The organism is Aquabacterium sp. A08 (assembly GCF_011742065.1).
Genome location: NZ_JAAQQT010000704.1, coordinates 1 through 17,320, shown reverse-complemented (window position 1 = coordinate 17,320; position 17,320 = coordinate 1). Strand labels below are relative to the sequence as shown.

The 17,320-nt window shown below is 64.8% G+C and carries 14 protein-coding genes; 9 read left to right on the top strand and 5 right to left on the bottom strand.

Going from position 1 to position 17,320, the window contains the following annotated elements; translation table 11 throughout:
* The 3 genes from HA630_RS21500 to HA630_RS21490 all read right to left on the bottom strand — a co-directional run.
* Positions 1-5,369 (bottom strand): S-layer family protein (locus HA630_RS21500; RefSeq protein ID WP_208300210.1); only part of this gene is annotated, 5,369 nt, incomplete at its 3' end.
* 51 nt (positions 5,370-5,420) lie between these two features.
* Complete coding sequence (locus HA630_RS21495; RefSeq protein WP_166837618.1) at positions 5,421-6,218, bottom strand: efflux RND transporter periplasmic adaptor subunit; 798 nt, start codon at positions 6,216-6,218, stop codon at positions 5,421-5,423.
* Positions 6,219-6,237: 19 nt separating this feature from the next.
* Complete coding sequence (locus HA630_RS21490) at positions 6,238-7,794, bottom strand: TolC family protein (RefSeq protein ID WP_166837616.1); 1,557 nt, start codon at positions 7,792-7,794, stop codon at positions 6,238-6,240.
* Between the two features lie 192 nt (positions 7,795-7,986).
* Here HA630_RS21490 and HA630_RS21485 point away from each other — a divergent pair, with 192 nt between their 5' ends.
* On the top strand, positions 7,987-8,844 hold the full coding sequence (locus HA630_RS21485) for a YbgC/FadM family acyl-CoA thioesterase (protein ID WP_166833532.1): 858 nt from the start codon (positions 7,987-7,989) through the stop codon (positions 8,842-8,844).
* Here the strand turns inward: HA630_RS21485 and HA630_RS21480 are convergent.
* Positions 8,796-9,689: an NRDE family protein gene (locus tag HA630_RS21480; RefSeq protein ID WP_166833530.1), complete on the bottom strand. Its 894-nt coding sequence runs from the start codon at positions 9,687-9,689 to the stop codon at positions 8,796-8,798. The two genes, HA630_RS21485 and HA630_RS21480, sit on opposite strands and share 49 nt — an antisense overlap.
* Before the next feature lie 11 nt (positions 9,690-9,700).
* Complete coding sequence (locus HA630_RS21475; protein ID WP_166833528.1) at positions 9,701-10,648, bottom strand: folate-binding protein YgfZ; 948 nt, start codon at positions 10,646-10,648, stop codon at positions 9,701-9,703.
* A 64-nt stretch (positions 10,649-10,712) separates the two neighbouring features.
* Here HA630_RS21475 and mltG point away from each other — a divergent pair, with 64 nt between their 5' ends.
* The 8 genes from mltG to HA630_RS21435 form a co-directional block, all read left to right on the top strand.
* Positions 10,713-11,708 carry an endolytic transglycosylase MltG gene (gene mltG, locus HA630_RS21470; protein WP_371809219.1) on the top strand — a complete coding sequence of 332 codons (996 nt, stop codon included), beginning with the start codon at positions 10,713-10,715 and terminating at the stop codon, positions 11,706-11,708.
* A gap of 4 nt (positions 11,709-11,712) precedes the next feature.
* Positions 11,713-12,360: a dTMP kinase gene (gene tmk / locus HA630_RS21465; protein WP_166833524.1), complete on the top strand. Its 648-nt coding sequence runs from the start codon at positions 11,713-11,715 to the stop codon at positions 12,358-12,360.
* Entirely contained in the window at positions 12,357-13,379 is a 1,023-nt protein-coding gene (locus HA630_RS21460; protein WP_166833523.1) for a DNA polymerase III subunit delta', read from the top strand. Before tmk ends, HA630_RS21460 begins: the two co-directional genes overlap by 4 nt.
* Positions 13,380-13,385: 6 nt before the next feature.
* On the top strand, positions 13,386-13,751 hold the full coding sequence (locus HA630_RS21455; protein WP_166833521.1) for a PilZ domain-containing protein: 366 nt from the start codon (positions 13,386-13,388) through the stop codon (positions 13,749-13,751).
* A 13-nt stretch (positions 13,752-13,764) separates the two neighbouring features.
* Positions 13,765-14,571: a TatD family hydrolase gene (locus HA630_RS21450; RefSeq protein ID WP_166833519.1), complete on the top strand. Its 807-nt coding sequence runs from the start codon at positions 13,765-13,767 to the stop codon at positions 14,569-14,571.
* A 113-nt stretch (positions 14,572-14,684) separates the two neighbouring features.
* The gene (locus HA630_RS21445; protein WP_243855373.1) at positions 14,685-15,320 is read left to right on the top strand and encodes an ankyrin repeat domain-containing protein; all 636 of its coding nucleotides are present in this window, start codon (positions 14,685-14,687) and stop codon (positions 15,318-15,320) included.
* A gap of 104 nt (positions 15,321-15,424) precedes the next feature.
* The gene (locus tag HA630_RS21440) at positions 15,425-15,874 is read left to right on the top strand and encodes a tripartite tricarboxylate transporter TctB family protein (RefSeq protein WP_166833515.1); all 450 of its coding nucleotides are present in this window, start codon (positions 15,425-15,427) and stop codon (positions 15,872-15,874) included.
* Positions 15,875-15,926: 52 nt separating this feature from the next.
* Positions 15,927-17,320: tripartite tricarboxylate transporter permease (locus HA630_RS21435; RefSeq protein WP_166835466.1), on the top strand; the 1,394-nt coding region annotated here is incomplete at its 3' end.

Sequence of the window (17,320 nt, the reverse complement as noted above, 5' to 3'; positions counted from 1 at the left end):
AGGGTGAAGGTCTCGGCGCCTTCGTAGACGTCGTCGGCGGTGGTTGGGACCTTGACGGTGAGCGTGGTCACACCCGCCGGGATGGTGTATTTGCCTGAGGTCGGATCGATCGTGATGGGCGTGCCGCCGCTGCCCAAATAGGAAACGATCAGATTCAGGGGGTCGATGTCGTCGGCTTCGGCGCTCAGTGGGTCGGTAACCGAAGTGGTGAACTCAACCTCGATGGGTTCTTGCGACACGTAGTTGAGGCTGACGGTAAAGACTGCATTGGAGCCTTCTTCCACAGTGGCGTTACCGATGCTGAGGGCGGGCACGGCAGTGGAACGGTACAGCATGTCCTCAGAGAGCGGCGTGGCATTGGAGCCGTCAGCATCCACCGAACTGATGCGTGCCAGCAGAAACTCGCCATTGGCATAGTTGCCGTCGTTGACCACGTAGCCGTCGTTGGCGTTGCTGCCTTCAAAGATGTCGAGCAAGCCGTCCCCGTCGGTGTCGGTGGTGCTGGTCACGCTCTTGGGGGCACCGTCGTAGCGTTCCGCGATGTCGTTCAGGGTGTCACCATCGCTGTTGGCATCCTTGTAGTCTTTCGTGCCATCACCGTCGGTGTCGACCGGGTTCAAACCGACAGATTGCGTAGCGTTGGCAGATGACGTGTTGCTGTCGTAAGCGTCGTCCAGACCGTCGTGATCGATGTCAGTCCAGACGGCGGATGGAGCAATGTAGCCAGCAGTTGTCTGCGCTTCGACGTTATCGGTAATCCCATCGTTGTCGGAGTCGATGTCTAAACGGTCAACAATGCTATCCCCGTCCGTGTCAATGTCTAATCGGATGTCGGCTCCGAAGGAAAAACCAACCCAGTTTTCAGAATTGACATAGGTAAAACCAAAAGTGGTCTGCTCCCCTGGGAGTTTGACAATCAAGTTGCCTTCGTTGCCGGTAACAGAGGTTATTAATTGCCCCGGAACAATGCCTCCGCAGTTATTTGCATAAACCACTTCAACAGCCACATTGAAATTTATGGTGACAGGTACAGTAGGTTGGCCAATAGAACCAAAGGCAAACAATGGGTTCAGTATAGGTTGTGCAAAAGTTATTTCTCTGTATCCGGCATCAATATTCTTGACGGCAGAGGTCGATCCAGATACCCCAGCAGTATTTCCGGAAAAGTCACCTGGTTGCGTGACCGTCACGTCTTGTATGGCTTGGGTCGTTGCTTTCGTGTTATCTGTGTAAGCGGAGAACGTGAACGAGGCAGTCCCAATTGAACTTGTCAGCGTATTTCCAACGATTTCGGTATCGCCAAAAGATGCCCAGAGGAAATTTGAAGAGGTTTCATTAAAATCAAGGATGCCGTCGTTGTCATCGTCGATATCATTGGAATCGACGATTCCGTCACCGTCGGTATCGGCATTGTTTTCAATGCGAATTTCGATGCCGTCGCTGTCGTTGGCGAACTCGCCATCCTGGCTCATGATCGTGAGGTAGTCGAAGCCGGTGTAGCTGGTGGTGGGGCTATAGCGAAGCAAGGCTAGGGCGGCATTGATTTCTGCCCGCGTGCCTTCAATGCGGACACTACCTGTTCCTGTGCCGGAGATAGTTTCTGCGGATGGAGCCGATGTGAAATCGAGCGTCCCGTGATCCACATTCAACACCACCCAGCTGAGGTTGTTGTCGGCGTCGGCCACGCTGATGGTGTTGCCGGCCGTGAAGGCCAGCGGCGTGTCCATCTGCAGCGTGACGGAACTGGGCAGGCTGTTGACCGGCGGTTCGTTGGCGCCGTTGACGGTGAAGCTCAACGTGGCGGTATCGGCCGCACCGTTGGTGTCGGTGATTTCGTAGGTGAACGATTCAGTGAGGTGGTCTGAGGTCGTGAGCGCCTGGAGGGCGTTGATTTGGCCCGCAGTGACACCCAGTGTGTAGGTGTAGGAGCCGTCGGCACCGATGACCAATTGGCCGTAGATGCCGTCGACGGCCAGCCCATTGCTGGTCGACGTAGAACTGGCGTTCACAGCAACGTTCGCCGCGCTGGTTCCTGCTTTTGTGACGGTTTTCGTGTCATTGGCATCGACATCGGTGTCGTTGAGCAACACGAAACCGGAGGCTGCGGTGTCGGCGTCTTCGGTCAACGTGGCGCCGGTGTCGTTGTTGCCTACCGGGGCATCGTTCGCACCATTGATGGTTATGGTGAGTCGGGCCGTGGCCGTGCCAGACGGCGTCAGGGTGTTGGCAACGGTGTAGCGGAAGGTTTCGGTTAGGGATTCACCGGGCAGCAGTGCATCCACCGTGCTATTGGTATTGTTGACGGCGTATGTATAGGAACCATCGGCCATGATGGTCAAGGTTCCGTAAGTGCCCACTATGTTCACGCCGCCGGTCGTAACCGCAGTGGAACCGGAGCCGTCATTCTTGCTAACCAGAGTGACGTAGTCTGAACCCGCGTTCGCCGCACCGAATTTTTCCAGATCGTTGGTCAGTACGTTACCGCTGGCATCGACCGATGCGGTCAACTGCGTGCTGGTGTTGGTGTTGTAGCCCTGCTCGACGGCAGCAGTTGTCCCGTTGGTACCGTCTGCGGCGTCGCTATTGGCAACCGGGTCGTTGTTGCCTGTGCCATAGACGGTGATATAGAGCGTGCTGTTGCTTTGTACGCCCTGGCTGTCCTGCATGGTGTAGTTGAAGGCATCGACCGCAGACTGGCCTTCCGACAGATAGGGGTTGTTTGTCGTGGGCGTATAGGTGTAGCTGCCGTTGGCATTTAGTGTCAAGGTCCCGTGTGTACCCTGCAGGGTTTGTGCCACACCTGAGTTGCCTGTGAAACTGAACACGGTTCCACTCGTGCTGGTCACCTGATCACTGCTCAGTTTTATTGATGTGATAACACCATCCTGAACGGTGATGCCTGTCACCGTCGTGCCTGTGGGAACGCCTGTTCCAGACACTGTCATCCCAACAGCAATGCTTCCAACTTGAGCGGTTAGGCCGCTGATTGTCGTGTACCCGCTACCTGAAATTGCGGATGTTGTTGCGTATTTGTCACCGTTTGCCTGGGTATAAGTCTCTCCGACGAACGGTGTGTTGTCAGTTGTATTCTGGAAAATTAAGTTTGGATTTGCGGTGAAAAACGAGTTCAACCCACCAACTGACTTAAAAGTATTAGTGACGGTGTCCCAGTAATGGGTAGGCGTGGCATTGAATGTGATCGTGCCATTGGTTGTGTTCTTGGTTTGAACGTAGATGAGGGTATAAGCACCTGTGCCGGAGTCAAATGTGTAAAGCCCGGTGTAAATGTCGCCGTTGGTGGGAGTTTTTACGCCTAAGTGAACATAAATTTCATCCCCCGATCCGACGGAGCTGAAGCCGTTGGACAATGAAAACGAAAGCGTGTAGGTGCCAGGCGTGACAGAGATAGTGGAGCTTGTAATGGCTCCTGTGACCGTGGCGCCTATGATGGAGAAATCACCTGATGGCTGCGTTGAGTCTGATGACTGTGACTGATATGCATCATCCACATCGGTATCGTTCGGAAGGACGTTGCCCGTAGCAGAGTAGCCGGTGTAGTTAAAGCCACTGCCAGCCACAGTCGTGGATTCCTTGGCGATGTTGTAGTCTGGGTTGGCGAACGGGGCGTCGTTGCTGCCTTTGATGACGATGGTCAGGTTGGCGGTGTCGGTGCCGCCTTTGCCGTCGTTCGCGGTGTAGTTGAAGACGTCGTTGAGCGAGTCGCCGACGTTCAGCGCGTTCACTTCGGAATTGTTGTTGTTTACTTCATAGCTATATCTACCGTCGGCGTAGATGGTCAAGGTGCCGTACTTGCCAGCCACGGTGAAGCTGCTGCTGCCCGTGGGCGAGACGCTGTTGGCGGTGGTCGTGCTGGTGATTTTGCTTACTGTCAGCGTGTCCCCATTGGCGTCAACATCGTTGGTCAGAACATTACCGGTGGCGTTCACCGTGGCGACGCCATAGCCTTGCTCCAAGGCTGGACGACCTGCGACGCCAGCATCGGGCGTTCCAGTCGTGGTGTCGTCTGTGGCGGTTGGAACCGCATTGCTGGTGACCAGAGCGTTCAGAGCGCTGTCCACCCGGTCCGAGGATGAACCCACATTCGCGACCGTGATGGTTCCATCGTTTCCGTCTTTGGTGTTGTTGATCGTCTTGGACGTACCGGTGCTGGAAATCTGGCTGTCGAACCACGCCTGATCCACTACCAGCAAGAAGCCGCGGTTGTCCAGCACGCTGCTGTCGCCGTCCTGGTTGCCGTCGGCCTGTGCGGTGGCAAAGTTGGTGAAGGATGCATCAGTCCAGAAATAGAAGCCGCGCACAACGCCGCCCGATTTGATGGGCCGACTGATCCAGCCGTAGTATTCAACACCGCCGATCAGAATGGAGGTGGCCGAAACGTCGTTGCCGCTGAAATTCAGGTTGCCCGTGCCGTCGGTGACCTGCACAGCCCCCAAAGACACCGTTGCGTTGAAATAGTGGAGGTTTTGCTCTTTGTCTGCCCAACGCTCGGTGGTGTCGATGTCACCTGTGGTGATTTGATCGACTGTTTTGCCAAATGTGTCGTTGTCCTGGTCGTACACCATTTCGTAGGCGTTGACAAAGTTGAACGACGCCATTTCGGCCTCCACGGCGTGACCGTCGATCTGCAGAGTCACGTGGTCGCCGTCATCACTCAAGTAGGCCAGGGTGGCCACGTGGGCGCCGTCCACCAGCACCCGCGCAAACACATCGCCTTCGTCACCGGCGGTGTCGGCACCCGCGTTCAGCACATGGTCCAGGTAATGGCCCACCTCTTCAATCAGCACCTTCGCCACCGACGCGCTGTCGGCGCCCGCGATTTCTCCGCCATTGCCCGCCAGCCAGTCGGCATTCAGGTAAATCGTGGGTTGACCGCTGATGCCAGTGGCCGAAAAAGCAGCCTTGGCCCCTTGCAGTTCGGTTTGGCTACGCAGTTCCACTTTCACGTTCAACTGGCCCGCGCTGGCGTCGGCTATCAGTTGGTTGAACGTGGCCAGCCAGTCGGCATTGGGCGTGCTATCGGTTTGATTGCCCGAAAAGATGGCAAACAACTGCGCCTGGGCGTCTGGTTGCCGAAGAAACTCGGCCAGTAGGCGCTCGGCTTCGGCTTCGGCGGTCAGCAGTGCTTGCGGCGCAGTGTCCGCATCGCTCAGGCGCAGCACATCCACCGTGTGGCTGGTGTTGCTGTCGCTCAGGGTGGCCGTTGCATCGGTCAACGCGGCTCCATCGAACATGAACCGTTGCTCCAACGCCATCGGGCTGGGGCGGTGGCGTACCAGTCTGGAGGCCGCACGGGGCGTTATGCCTCCGTTCAAAATGGCTTGGGTCAGTGGGGCGAGGTTCGGTTTCATGGGGCTGACTCTGTGTTCTGAGGGAGCGCAAATGGACGGGGGCACGAATCGTTAGCGGTCGGTCGGCGGGGTGATCTGCACCTTGCCGCTCATACCGGCCATCAACTCGGGAAAGCGGCCGTCAATGGCCGCGGCCACCTTGACCGACTGGCTCACCGGGTCCACCCGGGCGCCAATGCGCGTGAACTTGGCCGGGTAGGTTTTTCGGGTTTCGTCGATCTGCACTTCAAACTTGGTGCCGGTGCGCAGCCAGCTCAACCAGCGCGAGGGCACCAGGAATTCCAGTTCCAGTACGCTGTCGTCCAGAATGTCGAGCAAGGCTTGGCCGGGCTGCACGTACTGTTGTTCGCGCACCTTTTGCTCCGCCACGCGGCCGCTGAAGGGGGCGGCAATGCCGCACTTGGCCAGCACGGCCTTGTTGGCCCCCACCTCGGCGTTGAACTTGCTTTGGGCCGCTTTGGACAGATCCACTTCCAACTGGCCCACAGAATTCAGTTCCAACAGCCGCAGGTTGGTGCTGTGGGTTTGCTGGGCGCCTTCCAACTCGGCTTGGGCCTTTTGCAACTGGGCCTGCTGCAGGGAGCAATCAAACCCCACCAGCAACTGGCCGGCCCGGAAGGCACCACCTTCGCTCACCGGCAGGCGGTTGACCTTGGCGCCGATTTCCGCAGCGATGGTGGTGTAACGACGGGGCAGCAGTTGGGCCCGGATTTCCTGGCGTTCGATGGCGGGTTTGGCCTCTGAAATGGGGGCTGCGTTTGCGGGGGGCTTTGAGCCCCCTGGGGTGTTTTGCGCCCAGGCCACGGCCCCAACCAGCACCACCAGCGTTCCAACAACAAATCGTTTCATGTTTTTCCCGGAGGTCGGATCACTTGGCAGCGGTGCTGGCGGTCAGGGCAGCCCAGGGGTTGCCCTTGACTTGCTCGGTCAGTTGCGCCAAGGTCAGGTCGCTGGTGCTGCCGATCTTGGGCTCCAGGCCCAGGTTGGCGATCAGGCGACTTTCGGCCAAGTGCACTTGCGACAGCGCTTGGTAGCGCCGCAGCAAGCTGAGGATGGCCGTGGTCTCGTTGGCCACCCGGTCCAGCTGGCTTTGGGCCTGCACGCTCTGGCGTGCGCGGATGTTTTCGGCGATCTTGTTGTCGACGCTGTAGATGGCGTCGGCCCGGTTGAACTGGGCGCGGGCGTTTTGCAACTGCAGGCGGGCCAGGTGCAACTGGGTCACCACGGCCATTTGCATGGCCATGCGGCGCTGGTCGGCCAGGGCCACGCCGGCCTCGGCAAACTTGATCTGGGTGGGGCCGGTCAGCAGGTTGAACAGGTTGAACGAGAGTTGCAAGCCGGCTTCGTTCCAGTTGTTGTGCACCAGGTATTCATCGCTGTCGTACTTGACGCTGTAGTTGAACGACAGGTTGGGGAACAGCCGGGTCATGGTTTTGCGCACTTCGGCGCGGGCCACGCGGCCGTTGTAGTGCTGTTCGCGCAGGTCGGCGTTGTTCTCCAGGGCCACGGCTTCCAGCTGGGCCATGGGGGTGGTCAGCGGGGTGTCGTGGCTGAAGTCCCCGCCGGCTTCGGCCAGTGTGATGGATTGGCCCACCGGGGCGTTGATGAGCGAGGCCAGCTCGACCTGGGCAGTGGACAGCTCCTGCGAAATGGCTTCCAGCAAGCGCAGGTTTTCCAGCAGCTGACGCTGGTAACGTAACGAATCGAGCGGGCTGCGCAGGCGCTCGGCCTCGGCCTGGCGAGCGTCGGTCAGGGCTGCTTCGGCCATTTTCTGCGTGGCTTGCACCTGGTCGCGCAGTTTCTGGGCGCTGACCGCACGCCAGTACACGGTGCGCACGTCTTGCATCAGCACGTGCATGGCCTTGCGGCGTTTCTCGGCGGCAATCAGCACCCGGTCGGCCGCCTGCTTGGCGGAGGTCTGGCCCACCATCACGTCCAGCAGGTTCCAGGTCAGGCCCAGATCGGCTGTGCTGTGGTCGGCGGCTGAGGAGTAGGAGGACGTGGTCCTGTCCATAGTGCCGACATCGCCGTAAGGCGACACGGGGTTGTAGCGCTGGCTGAACGTGGCGCGTTCGCGGCTGCGGTCAGAATAACCAGCCTGGGCCACCAGTTTGGGCAGCATGTCGAACCGGGTCACGTCGAGTTGCTGGAGCGCGATCGACTCTTCCATGAGGCGGGCGCGGCGGTCGAGGTTGTATTTGAGCGCGCGGGCCATCGCTTCGTCCAGCGTCAGGGGGCCGGTCACCGGCTCCACGCCCTGGCGCATGGCGGCCGTGTCGGCCTGGTTGGTTTGAACCAGTTCTGGAGCCTCAATGGCCTTGGGCGCCAGGCTGCCACAGGCCGCCAACACCGCGACGGCAGCCGCCACGGACAGCAGCTTGAAGCCGCGTTTGCCATTGATGGAGAGGATTTGTGAGTGGCTCATGACACGCTGTGGATGAATTGAACGGTTGATTTGGTGAAAGTAATATTTTTGCATCAAAAAACTCTTTTTTACTGTAACCGCACGCTCCGCACGGCACCATGCCCAAATGGGTAAGACATAGGAGACAACGGCCATGACAAGACCGGCTCAAGTTGGGCAACAATGGCAGCCCATCACACCAAGCCGTCGACCATGAAACGACAAGACTTCCGCTTTTTCCACCGGCTGCGCGTGCGCTGGGCCGAGGTGGACATGCAAAAAATCGTGTTCAACGCGCACTACCTGATGTACTTCGACGTGGTCATCACCGAGTACTGGCGCGCCCTGGCCCTGCCGTACGAAGACGCGATGCACCAGTTGGGCGGCGAGTTGTACGTGAAAAAGGCGTCGGTGGAGTTCAACGCCTCGGCGCGCATGGACGACACGCTGGACATCGGCATGGCCTGCACCCGCCTGGGCAACTCGTCCATGACCATCACCGGCGCCATCTTCCGGGGCGAGGAACACCTGATCACTGGCGAGCTGATTTACGTGTTTGCCGACCCGGCCACGCAGACCTCGCGGCCGATCCCGCCCGGCCTGCGCGCGCTGGTGCAGGGCTTTGAGGCCGGCGAAGCGGTGTTGGCCGTGCGCACCGGCCCCTGGGCCGAGCTGGCCGAGCCGGCGGGCCAAGTGCGCACCGCCGTGTTTGTGGAAGAACAGGGCATTCCCCGCGAGGAGGAGTGGGACGCCGCCGACGAGGTGGCGCTGCACGCGGTGGCGCACAACCGGCTGGGCCAGGCCGTGGCCACCGGGCGCTTGCTGCCGGCCACCGACGGCGTGGGCAAGATCGGACGCATGGCCGTGCACCGGGTGTTGCGCGGCACCGGCGTGGGCCGGCACATTTTGCTGGCACTGATGGACGCGGCCCGCGCCCGGGGCGACCACAGCGTGCGTTTGAGCGCCCAGCGCACCGCCGAAAGCTTTTACCGCCGCCTGGGCTACCAGCCGGTGGGCGAACCTTACGACGAGGTGGGCATCCCCCACCGGTTGATGGAAATCCGCCTCTGAACGCTGGCGTCCAGCGGCCAGTGGCTGGCCACGGGCACGGCGTGTGGGGCGGATTGCACGGCGTGGGTCCACTCCTGCAGTTCCAGCGCGGGGCCGTCTGCGCCCAGGCTGCACCGGGCGATCAGGCTGCTGCGCGTGCCGTAGCCGTGCGCGGGCAGGTGCACGAAGGTGCTGCTCAGGCCGCGCTGCCAAGCGTCGGCGGTCGCGTCGGGGGCAGGGCGGGCATCGAGCAGTTGCCGCAGCAAGGGGGCGTGCCAGCCGTCTGGCGCCGGCCCGGTGCGCAGGCGGGCGTGTGCCGCGCGCACCGCCGCGCGCAGGGCCAGGGTTTTGGGCCAGGGGGTGTCGAGGTGGGCATTGGACAGGCCGTACACCCCCGGGCCCAGCGATCGGCCCGTCCAGCCGGTGGGCAGGCCCAGGTCGCTGCTTTGGGGGGCTTCGGCCGTGGGGCGGTTGCTCAGCCAGACCCAGGTGGCGGTGTGCAGGTCGCCCAACACCAGGTTGAAGCCGTTGTAGGCGGCGGGGTGGGTGCGCGCCACCAGGTCGCGCCAGTGCGGGGTGTGCCCGGGCCCGTCCAGCCAGTGCAGCGGCAACTCGCCCCGGCTGCGCGGGGCCGACTCGGGCCCGCGGGGGCGCACATTGGTCAACATCGCCACCCGGCCGTGCGCCGAAAACCCCAGCCAGGTACCGCCGGCTTCGGCGTCACGGCCGGCCCAGATGGGGGTGCCAACCGGGCTGTGCCAGCGGTCCAGCGGCTGGGTGGGGCGCTGCCACCATTCGTCGCGGTTGGACGCCAGCAGCAGCGGGCAGGGACCGGTGCCGCCCAGGGCGAAGGCGATCAGGCACATGCCCGCAGGCCTCAGACGTCGGCCAGCAGCGGGTAGGGCAGGGGCTGCAGCGCCAACGGCGGGCCGCTGGGGCTGCCCAGCGTCAGCGGCTGGCCGTCGGCGGCGCTGGTTTGCATCGACACCACCGCGTCCCAACCGGCCACCGGGTGCGGGGCGCTGGCGGCCACGGTGCCGCAGGGCTGTTCGGCGTCCGAGGGGTGGAACACCTCCTGGCCCACGGCCATCGGCGCGTCGGCATGCACCGGGTAGGCGCGGCGCTTGAGCGTGCCGCGGTATTGGCTGCGGGCCACCACCTCCTGGCCGGGGTAGCAGCCTTTCTTGAAGTTCACCCCGCCCACCGATTCGTAGTTCAGCATCTGCGGCACAAAGGCCTCGAACACCGGCGCGGTGACCGCGACCACGGCGCTGCGCACCTCCAGCCACTGCCAATGGGCCAGCGCCAGCGCAGGGCCGGCCGGGGTCGGGCCGTTGACCGGACCGCAGGCCAGCGCGCGTGCCAGGCCTGCGGCGTCGGGCAGGCGCACCCAGTCCAGGCCGTCGATGGTCTGGTGGCTCCAGGCGGCGGCAGGCAGGGCAGGGGGCACGTCGGCTCCGGCCACGCCGTACAGGGCCAGTTCGTCGCCAGCGGGCGCGAGCTTGACCTGGGCGCGCAGCACAAACATGCCCAGCCGCTTGAGGGTCTGGGCCCGCAGGTCGGGGGCGCAGACCAGCACGATGTCGTCGTGCGCGCGCTTGAACGCCACGAAGCTGGCCTGCATCCGGCCCTTGGCGTTGCAGAACGCCGCCAGCCGCGCTTCGCTCAGGCCCATCAGGGCAAAGTCCTGTGTCAGCTGCCCGTGGAGGAATTTGGCGGCATCGGCCCCGTGGGCACGCAGCAGGCCGCCGCCGTCCAGGCGCACCACGCCGCGCAGGGTCTGGGCATCGAAGGTCGGGGGGCTGGCAGGGGTGGGCAGGCTCATGGGGCAGTCACTTATCATCAGGGCCTTGTATTTTCACCGAGGTCCCGAGTCCGTGTTCCGATTGTTGAAATGGTGGCTGACGGCCGCGCTGGTGCTGGCGGTGGCGCTGGGCACGCTGGTGGCCGTCTGGCTGCACCGGCCGCTGGCCTGGCGCTCGGGCGACGCGCCGGTGCTGGACGTGACCGTGCCGGCCGGCGCCAGTGCCCGGGCGGTGGCGCAGGCCGTCGCCCAGGCGGGGGTGGACACGCCCGTCTGGGCCCTGCACGCCTGGTTCCGGCTGTCGGGGCGGGCCCGCGACATCAAGGCCGGCAGCTACGAAATCACCCCCGAACTGGGCCCGCGCGCGCTGCTGGACAAGCTGGTGCGCGGCGAGCAGGCGGTGCGCCGCGTGACGCTGGTGGAGGGCTGGAACCTGCGCCAGGTGTTGCAAGCGCTGCGCAGCGCCGAGCACCTGCAGGACGACCTGCCGCCCGGCACCTCGCCGCACGCACTCGCCCAGGCCTTGGGCCTGGCGGCCCGCCACCCGGAGGGGCGGTTTTTCCCCGACACCTATGTTTACCCCAAGCACGCCACCGCCAGCAGCGTGCTGCGTCAGGCCGCGCGCGCCATGGACCAACGGCTGGCCGAGGTCTGGGCCGAACGTGCGCCCAACCTGCCCTTGCGCGGACCGGACGACGCGCTGGTGCTGGCCAGCATCGTCGAAAAGGAAACCGGCCTGGCCAGCGACCGGGAGCAGATCGCCGGCGTCTTCATCAACCGCCTGCGCATCGGCATGCGGCTGCAAACCGACCCGAGCGTGATCTACGGCCTGGGCGAGGGCTTTGACGGCCGGCTGCGCCGCCGCGACCTCGACACCGACACGCCCTACAACACCTACACCCGCGCCGGCCTGCCGCCCACGCCGATTGCCATGCCGGGCACCGCCTCGCTGCGGGCGGCAGTGCGCCCGGCCGACACGCCGGCCTTCTATTTCGTGTCCCGCGGCGACGGCTCCAGCCAGTTCAGCCAGACCCTGGACGAGCACAACGCGGCCGTGCGCCGCTACATCCTGAACCGCTGAGCGCATGCACACCGACCCCACGCCGCCGCGCGGCCGTTTCGTCACCTTCGAGGGTATCGACGGGGCGGGCAAGTCCTCGCACATTGGCACCCTGGCCGCCCGGCTGCTGGCCCAGGGCCGCGCCCTGACGCAGACGCGCGAACCCGGTGGCACCCCGCTGGCCGAGCGGCTGCGCGAGCTGCTGCTGCGCGAGCCCATGGACCCGCTGGCCGAAGCCCTGCTCATGTTCGCCGCCCGGCGCGACCACCTGCAGCGGGTGATCGAACCGGCCCTGGCGCGCGGCGAGGTGGTGTTGTGCGACCGCTTCACCGACGCCACCTTTGCCTACCAGGGCCATGGCCGGGGTTTTGACCTGACCGTGTTGCGGCAGCTGGAGCAGTGGGTGCAAGGCCCCGCGCCGCAGCGCCAGCCCGACCTGACCCTGTGGTTCGACCTGCCGCCCGCGCAAGCCGCCGAGCGCCTGGCGGGCGCCCGCAGCCCCGACAAGTTCGAGGCCCTGCCTCTGGATTTTTTTGCGCGGGTCGCGGCCGGCTACGCGGCGCGGGCCGCCGCCGACCCCGGCCGTTTCGTGCGCATCGACGCGGCCCAGCCCCTGGACGCGGTGTGGGCCCAGGTGGAAGCCGCCTGCCGCGCGCGGGGGTTGTTGGCATGACCGCGCTGGCCCCCTGGCTGCAAACCCAGCTGACCTGCCTGTTGCAGCAGCGCGGCCATGCCCTGCTGCTGGCGGGGCCGCCCGGTCTGGGCCAGTACCCGCTGGCCCTGGCCCTGGCCCGTGGCTGGCTGTGCGAACGGCCCAGCGCCCAAGGCGCGTGCGGCCAGTGCGGAGCCTGCCACGCGGTGGACGTGCGCACCCACCCCGACCTGTTCGTGCTCATGCCCGAAACCCTATCGCTCGAACTGGGCTGGCCGCTGGACGAGAAAACCCAGGACAAGATCGACAAAAAAGAACTGAAGCCGAGCAAGTTCATCCGGGTCGATGCCACCCGCCAGGCCGTGGCCTTCAGCCAGTTCACCCGCTCGCGGGGCGACACCAAGGTGGTGCTGATCTACCCGGCGGAACGGCTCAACACCGAAGCCGCCAACACCCTGCTCAAAACCCTGGAAGAGCCGGCCGGGGCCTTGCGTTTCGTCATCGCCACCGAGGCCGCCCACGCCCTGCTGCCCACCATCCGCAGCCGCTGCCAGACCCACGAACTGCACTGGCCCGACACCGCCCAGGCGCTGGCGTGGCTGCAAGCCACCGCCGCCGCGGACCCGGCGCTGGCCACCCAGCGCCCGAGCACGGCCGACCTGCAGACCTGGCTGCGTGCCGCCGGCGGCCGCCCCGATGAAGCCCTGGACTGGTTGCGCCTGGGCCCCGCGCCCGGCCTGTGGTCGCGCCTGCCGCGGGCCATTGCGGCCGGCGATTGGTCGGCCCTGAGCGGCTGGACCGCGGCGCGGCAAATGGACGTGCTGCAAAAGCTCTGCCACGACCTGATGGTGCGCCAGGCGGGGGCCGAGCCGCGTTTTTTCGCCGCGCCCGACCTGCCCCCGGCGCCCGCCCTGGCCGTGCTGGTGGCTTGGCAGCGCGAGCTGCAAGCCGCCGCCCGCACCCTGGAGCACCCCTACAGCGCCGCCCTCATGCAGGAGGCCTGGGCCAGCGCCGCCCAGCGCGCGCTGGCGCTACACTAGGCCCACATGAGCACCGCCGACGCCACCGCTGCGGCGCGCCCGACAGTGATCCAGTTGTCGATCAAGGAAAAGGGCGCGCTGTACGCCGCCTACATTCCGCTGTTTGCCGAAGGGGGCATCTTTGTGCCTTCGGTGCGCGAATACCAGTTGGGCATGGACGTCTACGTGCTGCTGACCCTGCCCGACGACCCGCAGCGCTACCCCGTGGCCGGCAAGGTGGCCTGGATCACCCCGGCCGGCGCCGCCGGTTCGCGCTCGCAGGGCATCGGCATCCGCTTCCCGGCCGACGAGAAATCCAAAATGCTCAAGGCCCGCATTGAAGAAATCCTGGGCGCGCACCTGGCCTCCGACCGCGGCACCCAGACCGTCTGAACCCACCCGCTGCATGTTTGTCGACTCCCACTGCCACCTGAGCTTCCCCGAACTGCGCGCGCAGTTGCCCGAGATCCTGCAGGCCATGGCCGCCGCGCAGGTCGATCGCGCCCTGTGCATTTGCACCACCATGGAAGAATTCGACGCGGTGCAGGGCCTGGCCGCCGAGCACCCCCACCTGTGGGCCACCGTGGGCGTGCACCCCGACAACGAAGGCGTGCGCGAGCCCACGCTGGACGACCTGCTGGCCGGCGCCGCCCGGCCCAAGGTGGTAGGCATCGGCGAAACCGGGCTGGACTACTACCGCCTGGGCGACCGCAGCGTGGCCGACATGGAATGGCAGCGCGATCGTTTCCGCGTCCACATTCGGGCCGCGCGGGCCACCGACCTGCCGCTCATCATCCACACCCGCAGCGCGTCCGACGACACCCTGGCCATTCTGCGGGAAGAGGGCGGTCTGGCCTCGGCCGCGGGCGGTGTGCAGGCGCCGGCCCGTGGCGTGTTCCACTGCTTCACCGAAACCGCCGAGGTGGCCCGGGCCGCGCTGGACCTGGACTTCTACATCTCGTTCTCGGGCATCCTCACCTTCCGCAACGCGGCCGACCTGCGCGACGTTGCCCGGCTGGTGCCGCTGGAGCGTTGCCTGATCGAAACCGACAGCCCCTACCTGGCCCCCGTGCCTCACCGGGGCAAAACCAACAGCCCGGCCTATGTGCCGCACGTGGCGGCCCAGTTGGCCGAGCTCAAAGGGTTGCCGCTGGAGGCCGTGGCCCGCGCCACCAGCGACAATTTTGAACGCCTGTTCAACCGCGCGGTCTGACGCGCATGTCCCGCACCCACGTTCCCGCCCACGCCAGGCCGGCGCCCCATCCGTCACACCCCATCCAACCGCGTGCGGGTTCCCGCTGGCGCACCTGGCTGGTTGCTGGTCTGTTGTCGCTCGGTGCCGGCGCCTGGGCGCAGTCGGGTTCCTACGACGCGTTTTTCACCGCCATTGCGCGCGACAACCCGGGGCCCTTGCCAGCCTTGCAGGCGCGGGGTTTTGACTTCAACAGCCCCGACCCCACCCTGCAGCCGCCGCTGGTGCTGGCCCTGCGGCGCGAGTCGTGGCGGGTGGCGCATTTCCTGCTCGGTGTGCCGGAGCTCGACGTCGATGCCCGCAACCCGGCCGACGAAAATGCCCTGATGCTGGCCGCCATCAAAGGGCAGGTCGACCTGGTGGAGCGCCTGCTGCAGCGCCAGGCCCAGGTGAACAAACCGGGCTGGGCCCCGTTGCACTACGCCGCCAGCCACGTCGGCCCGGCGTCGCTGCCCATCACCCGCCTGCTGCTGGAGCGGCACGCTTACATCGACGCGGCCTCGCCCAACGGCACCACCCCCCTGATGATGGCGGCGCGTTACGGCCAGGCCGCGGCCGTGCGCCTGTTGCTGGAGGAGGGCGCCGATCCGCTGCTGCAAAACCAGCAGGGCCTGACGGCCGTGGACTTTGCGCGCCGCGCCGAGCGGCCCGACATCGTGGACGCCATCGCCCAGGCCATCCGCGACCGCCAGCCCAAAGGCCGCTGGTGAGCCGCGGCCGGCGCCTGGCCGGCCCGCTACGTGCAATTACGTAAAGACGCTGGGGGCATTTGCCTGTCCAATCCCATCGGTACAACCTTGGCTTTGGAGACGACATGGCACACAAAGACACCCGCGACATCCTCGGCGGGCTCGCAATGCTGGCCCTTGGGCTGTTCGCCGCCTGGTACGGCAGCAGCGAATACGAGATCGGCGACCTCAACCGCATGGGGCCGGGCTACTTCCCCATGGCCCTGGGTCTGCTGCTGGCCGCGCTGGGCCTGTTCATTGCGCTGCCGGCCTTCTTCCGACGCGGCGAACCCATCCACATCGAATGGAAAACCTCGGTGCTGGTCATTGCCAGCATCGTCGTGTTTGCCGTGCTGCTCAAAGGCTTGGGGCTGGTGCTGGCCGCCGCCCTGGCGGTGCTGGTGTCGTCCCTGGCAGACCGCGAAATTTCCTGGCGCAACCGCCTGCTGGTGGCGGTTGGTGTGTCGGCCATCACCTACCTGGTGTTTTCTGTGGGGTTGAGCATGGTGCTGCCGGTCTGGCCCTGGAGCCAGTGACGCGTCACCGCTGCCGAACACCTTTTCCTGACCCCTTACGGAACCCCACACCATGGACATCGCAAACGGACTTCTGACCGGCCTGGAAGCGGCGCTGCAGCCGATGACGCTGTTGTACTGCTTCATCGGCGTTTTCATCGGCACCCTCATCGGCGTGCTGCCGGGCATCGGCGCCATGGCGACGATTTCGCTGCTGCTGCCCATCACGTACCACATCCCGCCCACCTCGGCCATCGTCATGCTGGCCGGCGTGTACTACGGCGCGCAGTACGGCGGCTCCACCGCCTCCATCCTGCTCAACCTGCCGGGCACGCCGTCGTCGGCGGTGGCCTGCCTCGACGGTTACCCCATGGCCAAGCAGGGGCGGGCAGGGGTGGCGCTGTTTATGACCACCATCGCCTCGTTTGTCGGCTCCATGCTGGGCATTCTGGTGTTGGTGCTGTTTTCCCCCAGCATCGCGGAACTGGGCCTGAAGTTCGGCCCGGCTGAGTACTTTTCGATGATGCTGCTGGGGCTGGTGGCGGCGTCCAGCCTGGCCTCGGGCTCGCCGGCCAAGGGCATGGCCATGGTGGTGCTCGGCCTGCTGCTGGGCACTGTGGGTACCGACGTCAACTCCGGCGTGGCCCGCTTCGACTTCGGTGTGCCGGAGCTGATGGACGGCATCAACCTGGTGGCCCTGGCCATGGGGGTGTTCGGCATTTCCGAGGTCATCGGCGGCATCAACCAAAAGCGCGAAGGCGAGGTGAAGGAATCCATCTCCATGCGCTCCATGCTGCCCACGCGCAAGGAGTGGAAAGACTCGGCCCTGCCCATGCTGCGCGGCACCGGCATCGGCAGCTTTTTTGGCGCCTTGCCCGGCACCGGCGCGTCCATCGCTTCGTTCTTCTCGTATGCCGTTGAAAAGAAGATCGCCAAAGACCCGAGCCGCTTCGGCAAGGGCGCCATCGAAGGCGTGACCGCCCCCGAGGCCGCCAACAACGCCGCCTCGCAAACCGCCTTTGTGCCCACCTTGTCCTTGGGCATTCCCGGCGACGCGGTGATGGCGCTGATGCTGGGCGCACTCATCATCCACGGCATCCAGCCCGGGCCCTTGCTGATGACGCAGCAGCCCGACCTGTTCTGGGGCCTGATCGTGAGCTTCGGCATCGGCAACATCATGCTGATGATTCTGAACCTGCCGCTGGTGGGCATGTGGGTGGCCATTCTGCGCATCCCCTACAACGTGCTGTACCCGGCGATCCTGGTGTTCATTGCCCTGGGTGTGTACAGCGTGAACAACAACACCTTCGACATCCTGATGGTCGCGGGCATAGGCGCGGTCGGCTACCTGCTGGCGGTGCTGAAGTTTGAGGCCGCACCGCTGATGCTGGGCTTTGTGCTGGGTCCACTGATGGAGGAAAACCTGCGCCGCTCGCTGCTGCTGTCGCGCGGTGACATGATGACCTT

Bases quoted from the DNA above. Each gene is read 5' to 3' on its own strand.
- HA630_RS21495 (WP_166837618.1), bottom strand. From the start codon at position 6,218: ATGAAACGATTTGTTGTTGGAACGCTGGTGGTGCTGGTTGGGGCCGTG.
- HA630_RS21490 (WP_166837616.1), bottom strand. From the start codon at position 7,794: ATGAGCCACTCACAAATCCTCTCCATCAATGGCAAACGCGGCTTCAAG.
- HA630_RS21485 (WP_166833532.1), top strand. From the start codon at position 7,987: ATGAAACGACAAGACTTCCGCTTTTTCCACCGGCTGCGCGTGCGCTGG.
- HA630_RS21480 (WP_166833530.1), bottom strand. From the start codon at position 9,689: ATGTGCCTGATCGCCTTCGCCCTGGGCGGCACCGGTCCCTGCCCGCTG.
- HA630_RS21475 (WP_166833528.1), bottom strand. From the start codon at position 10,648: ATGAGCCTGCCCACCCCTGCCAGCCCCCCGACCTTCGATGCCCAGACC.
- tmk (WP_166833524.1), top strand. From the start codon at position 11,713: ATGCACACCGACCCCACGCCGCCGCGCGGCCGTTTCGTCACCTTCGAG.
- HA630_RS21460 (WP_166833523.1), top strand. From the start codon at position 12,357: ATGACCGCGCTGGCCCCCTGGCTGCAAACCCAGCTGACCTGCCTGTTG.
- HA630_RS21455 (WP_166833521.1), top strand. From the start codon at position 13,386: ATGAGCACCGCCGACGCCACCGCTGCGGCGCGCCCGACAGTGATCCAG.
- HA630_RS21450 (WP_166833519.1), top strand. From the start codon at position 13,765: ATGTTTGTCGACTCCCACTGCCACCTGAGCTTCCCCGAACTGCGCGCG.
- HA630_RS21440 (WP_166833515.1), top strand. From the start codon at position 15,425: ATGGCACACAAAGACACCCGCGACATCCTCGGCGGGCTCGCAATGCTG.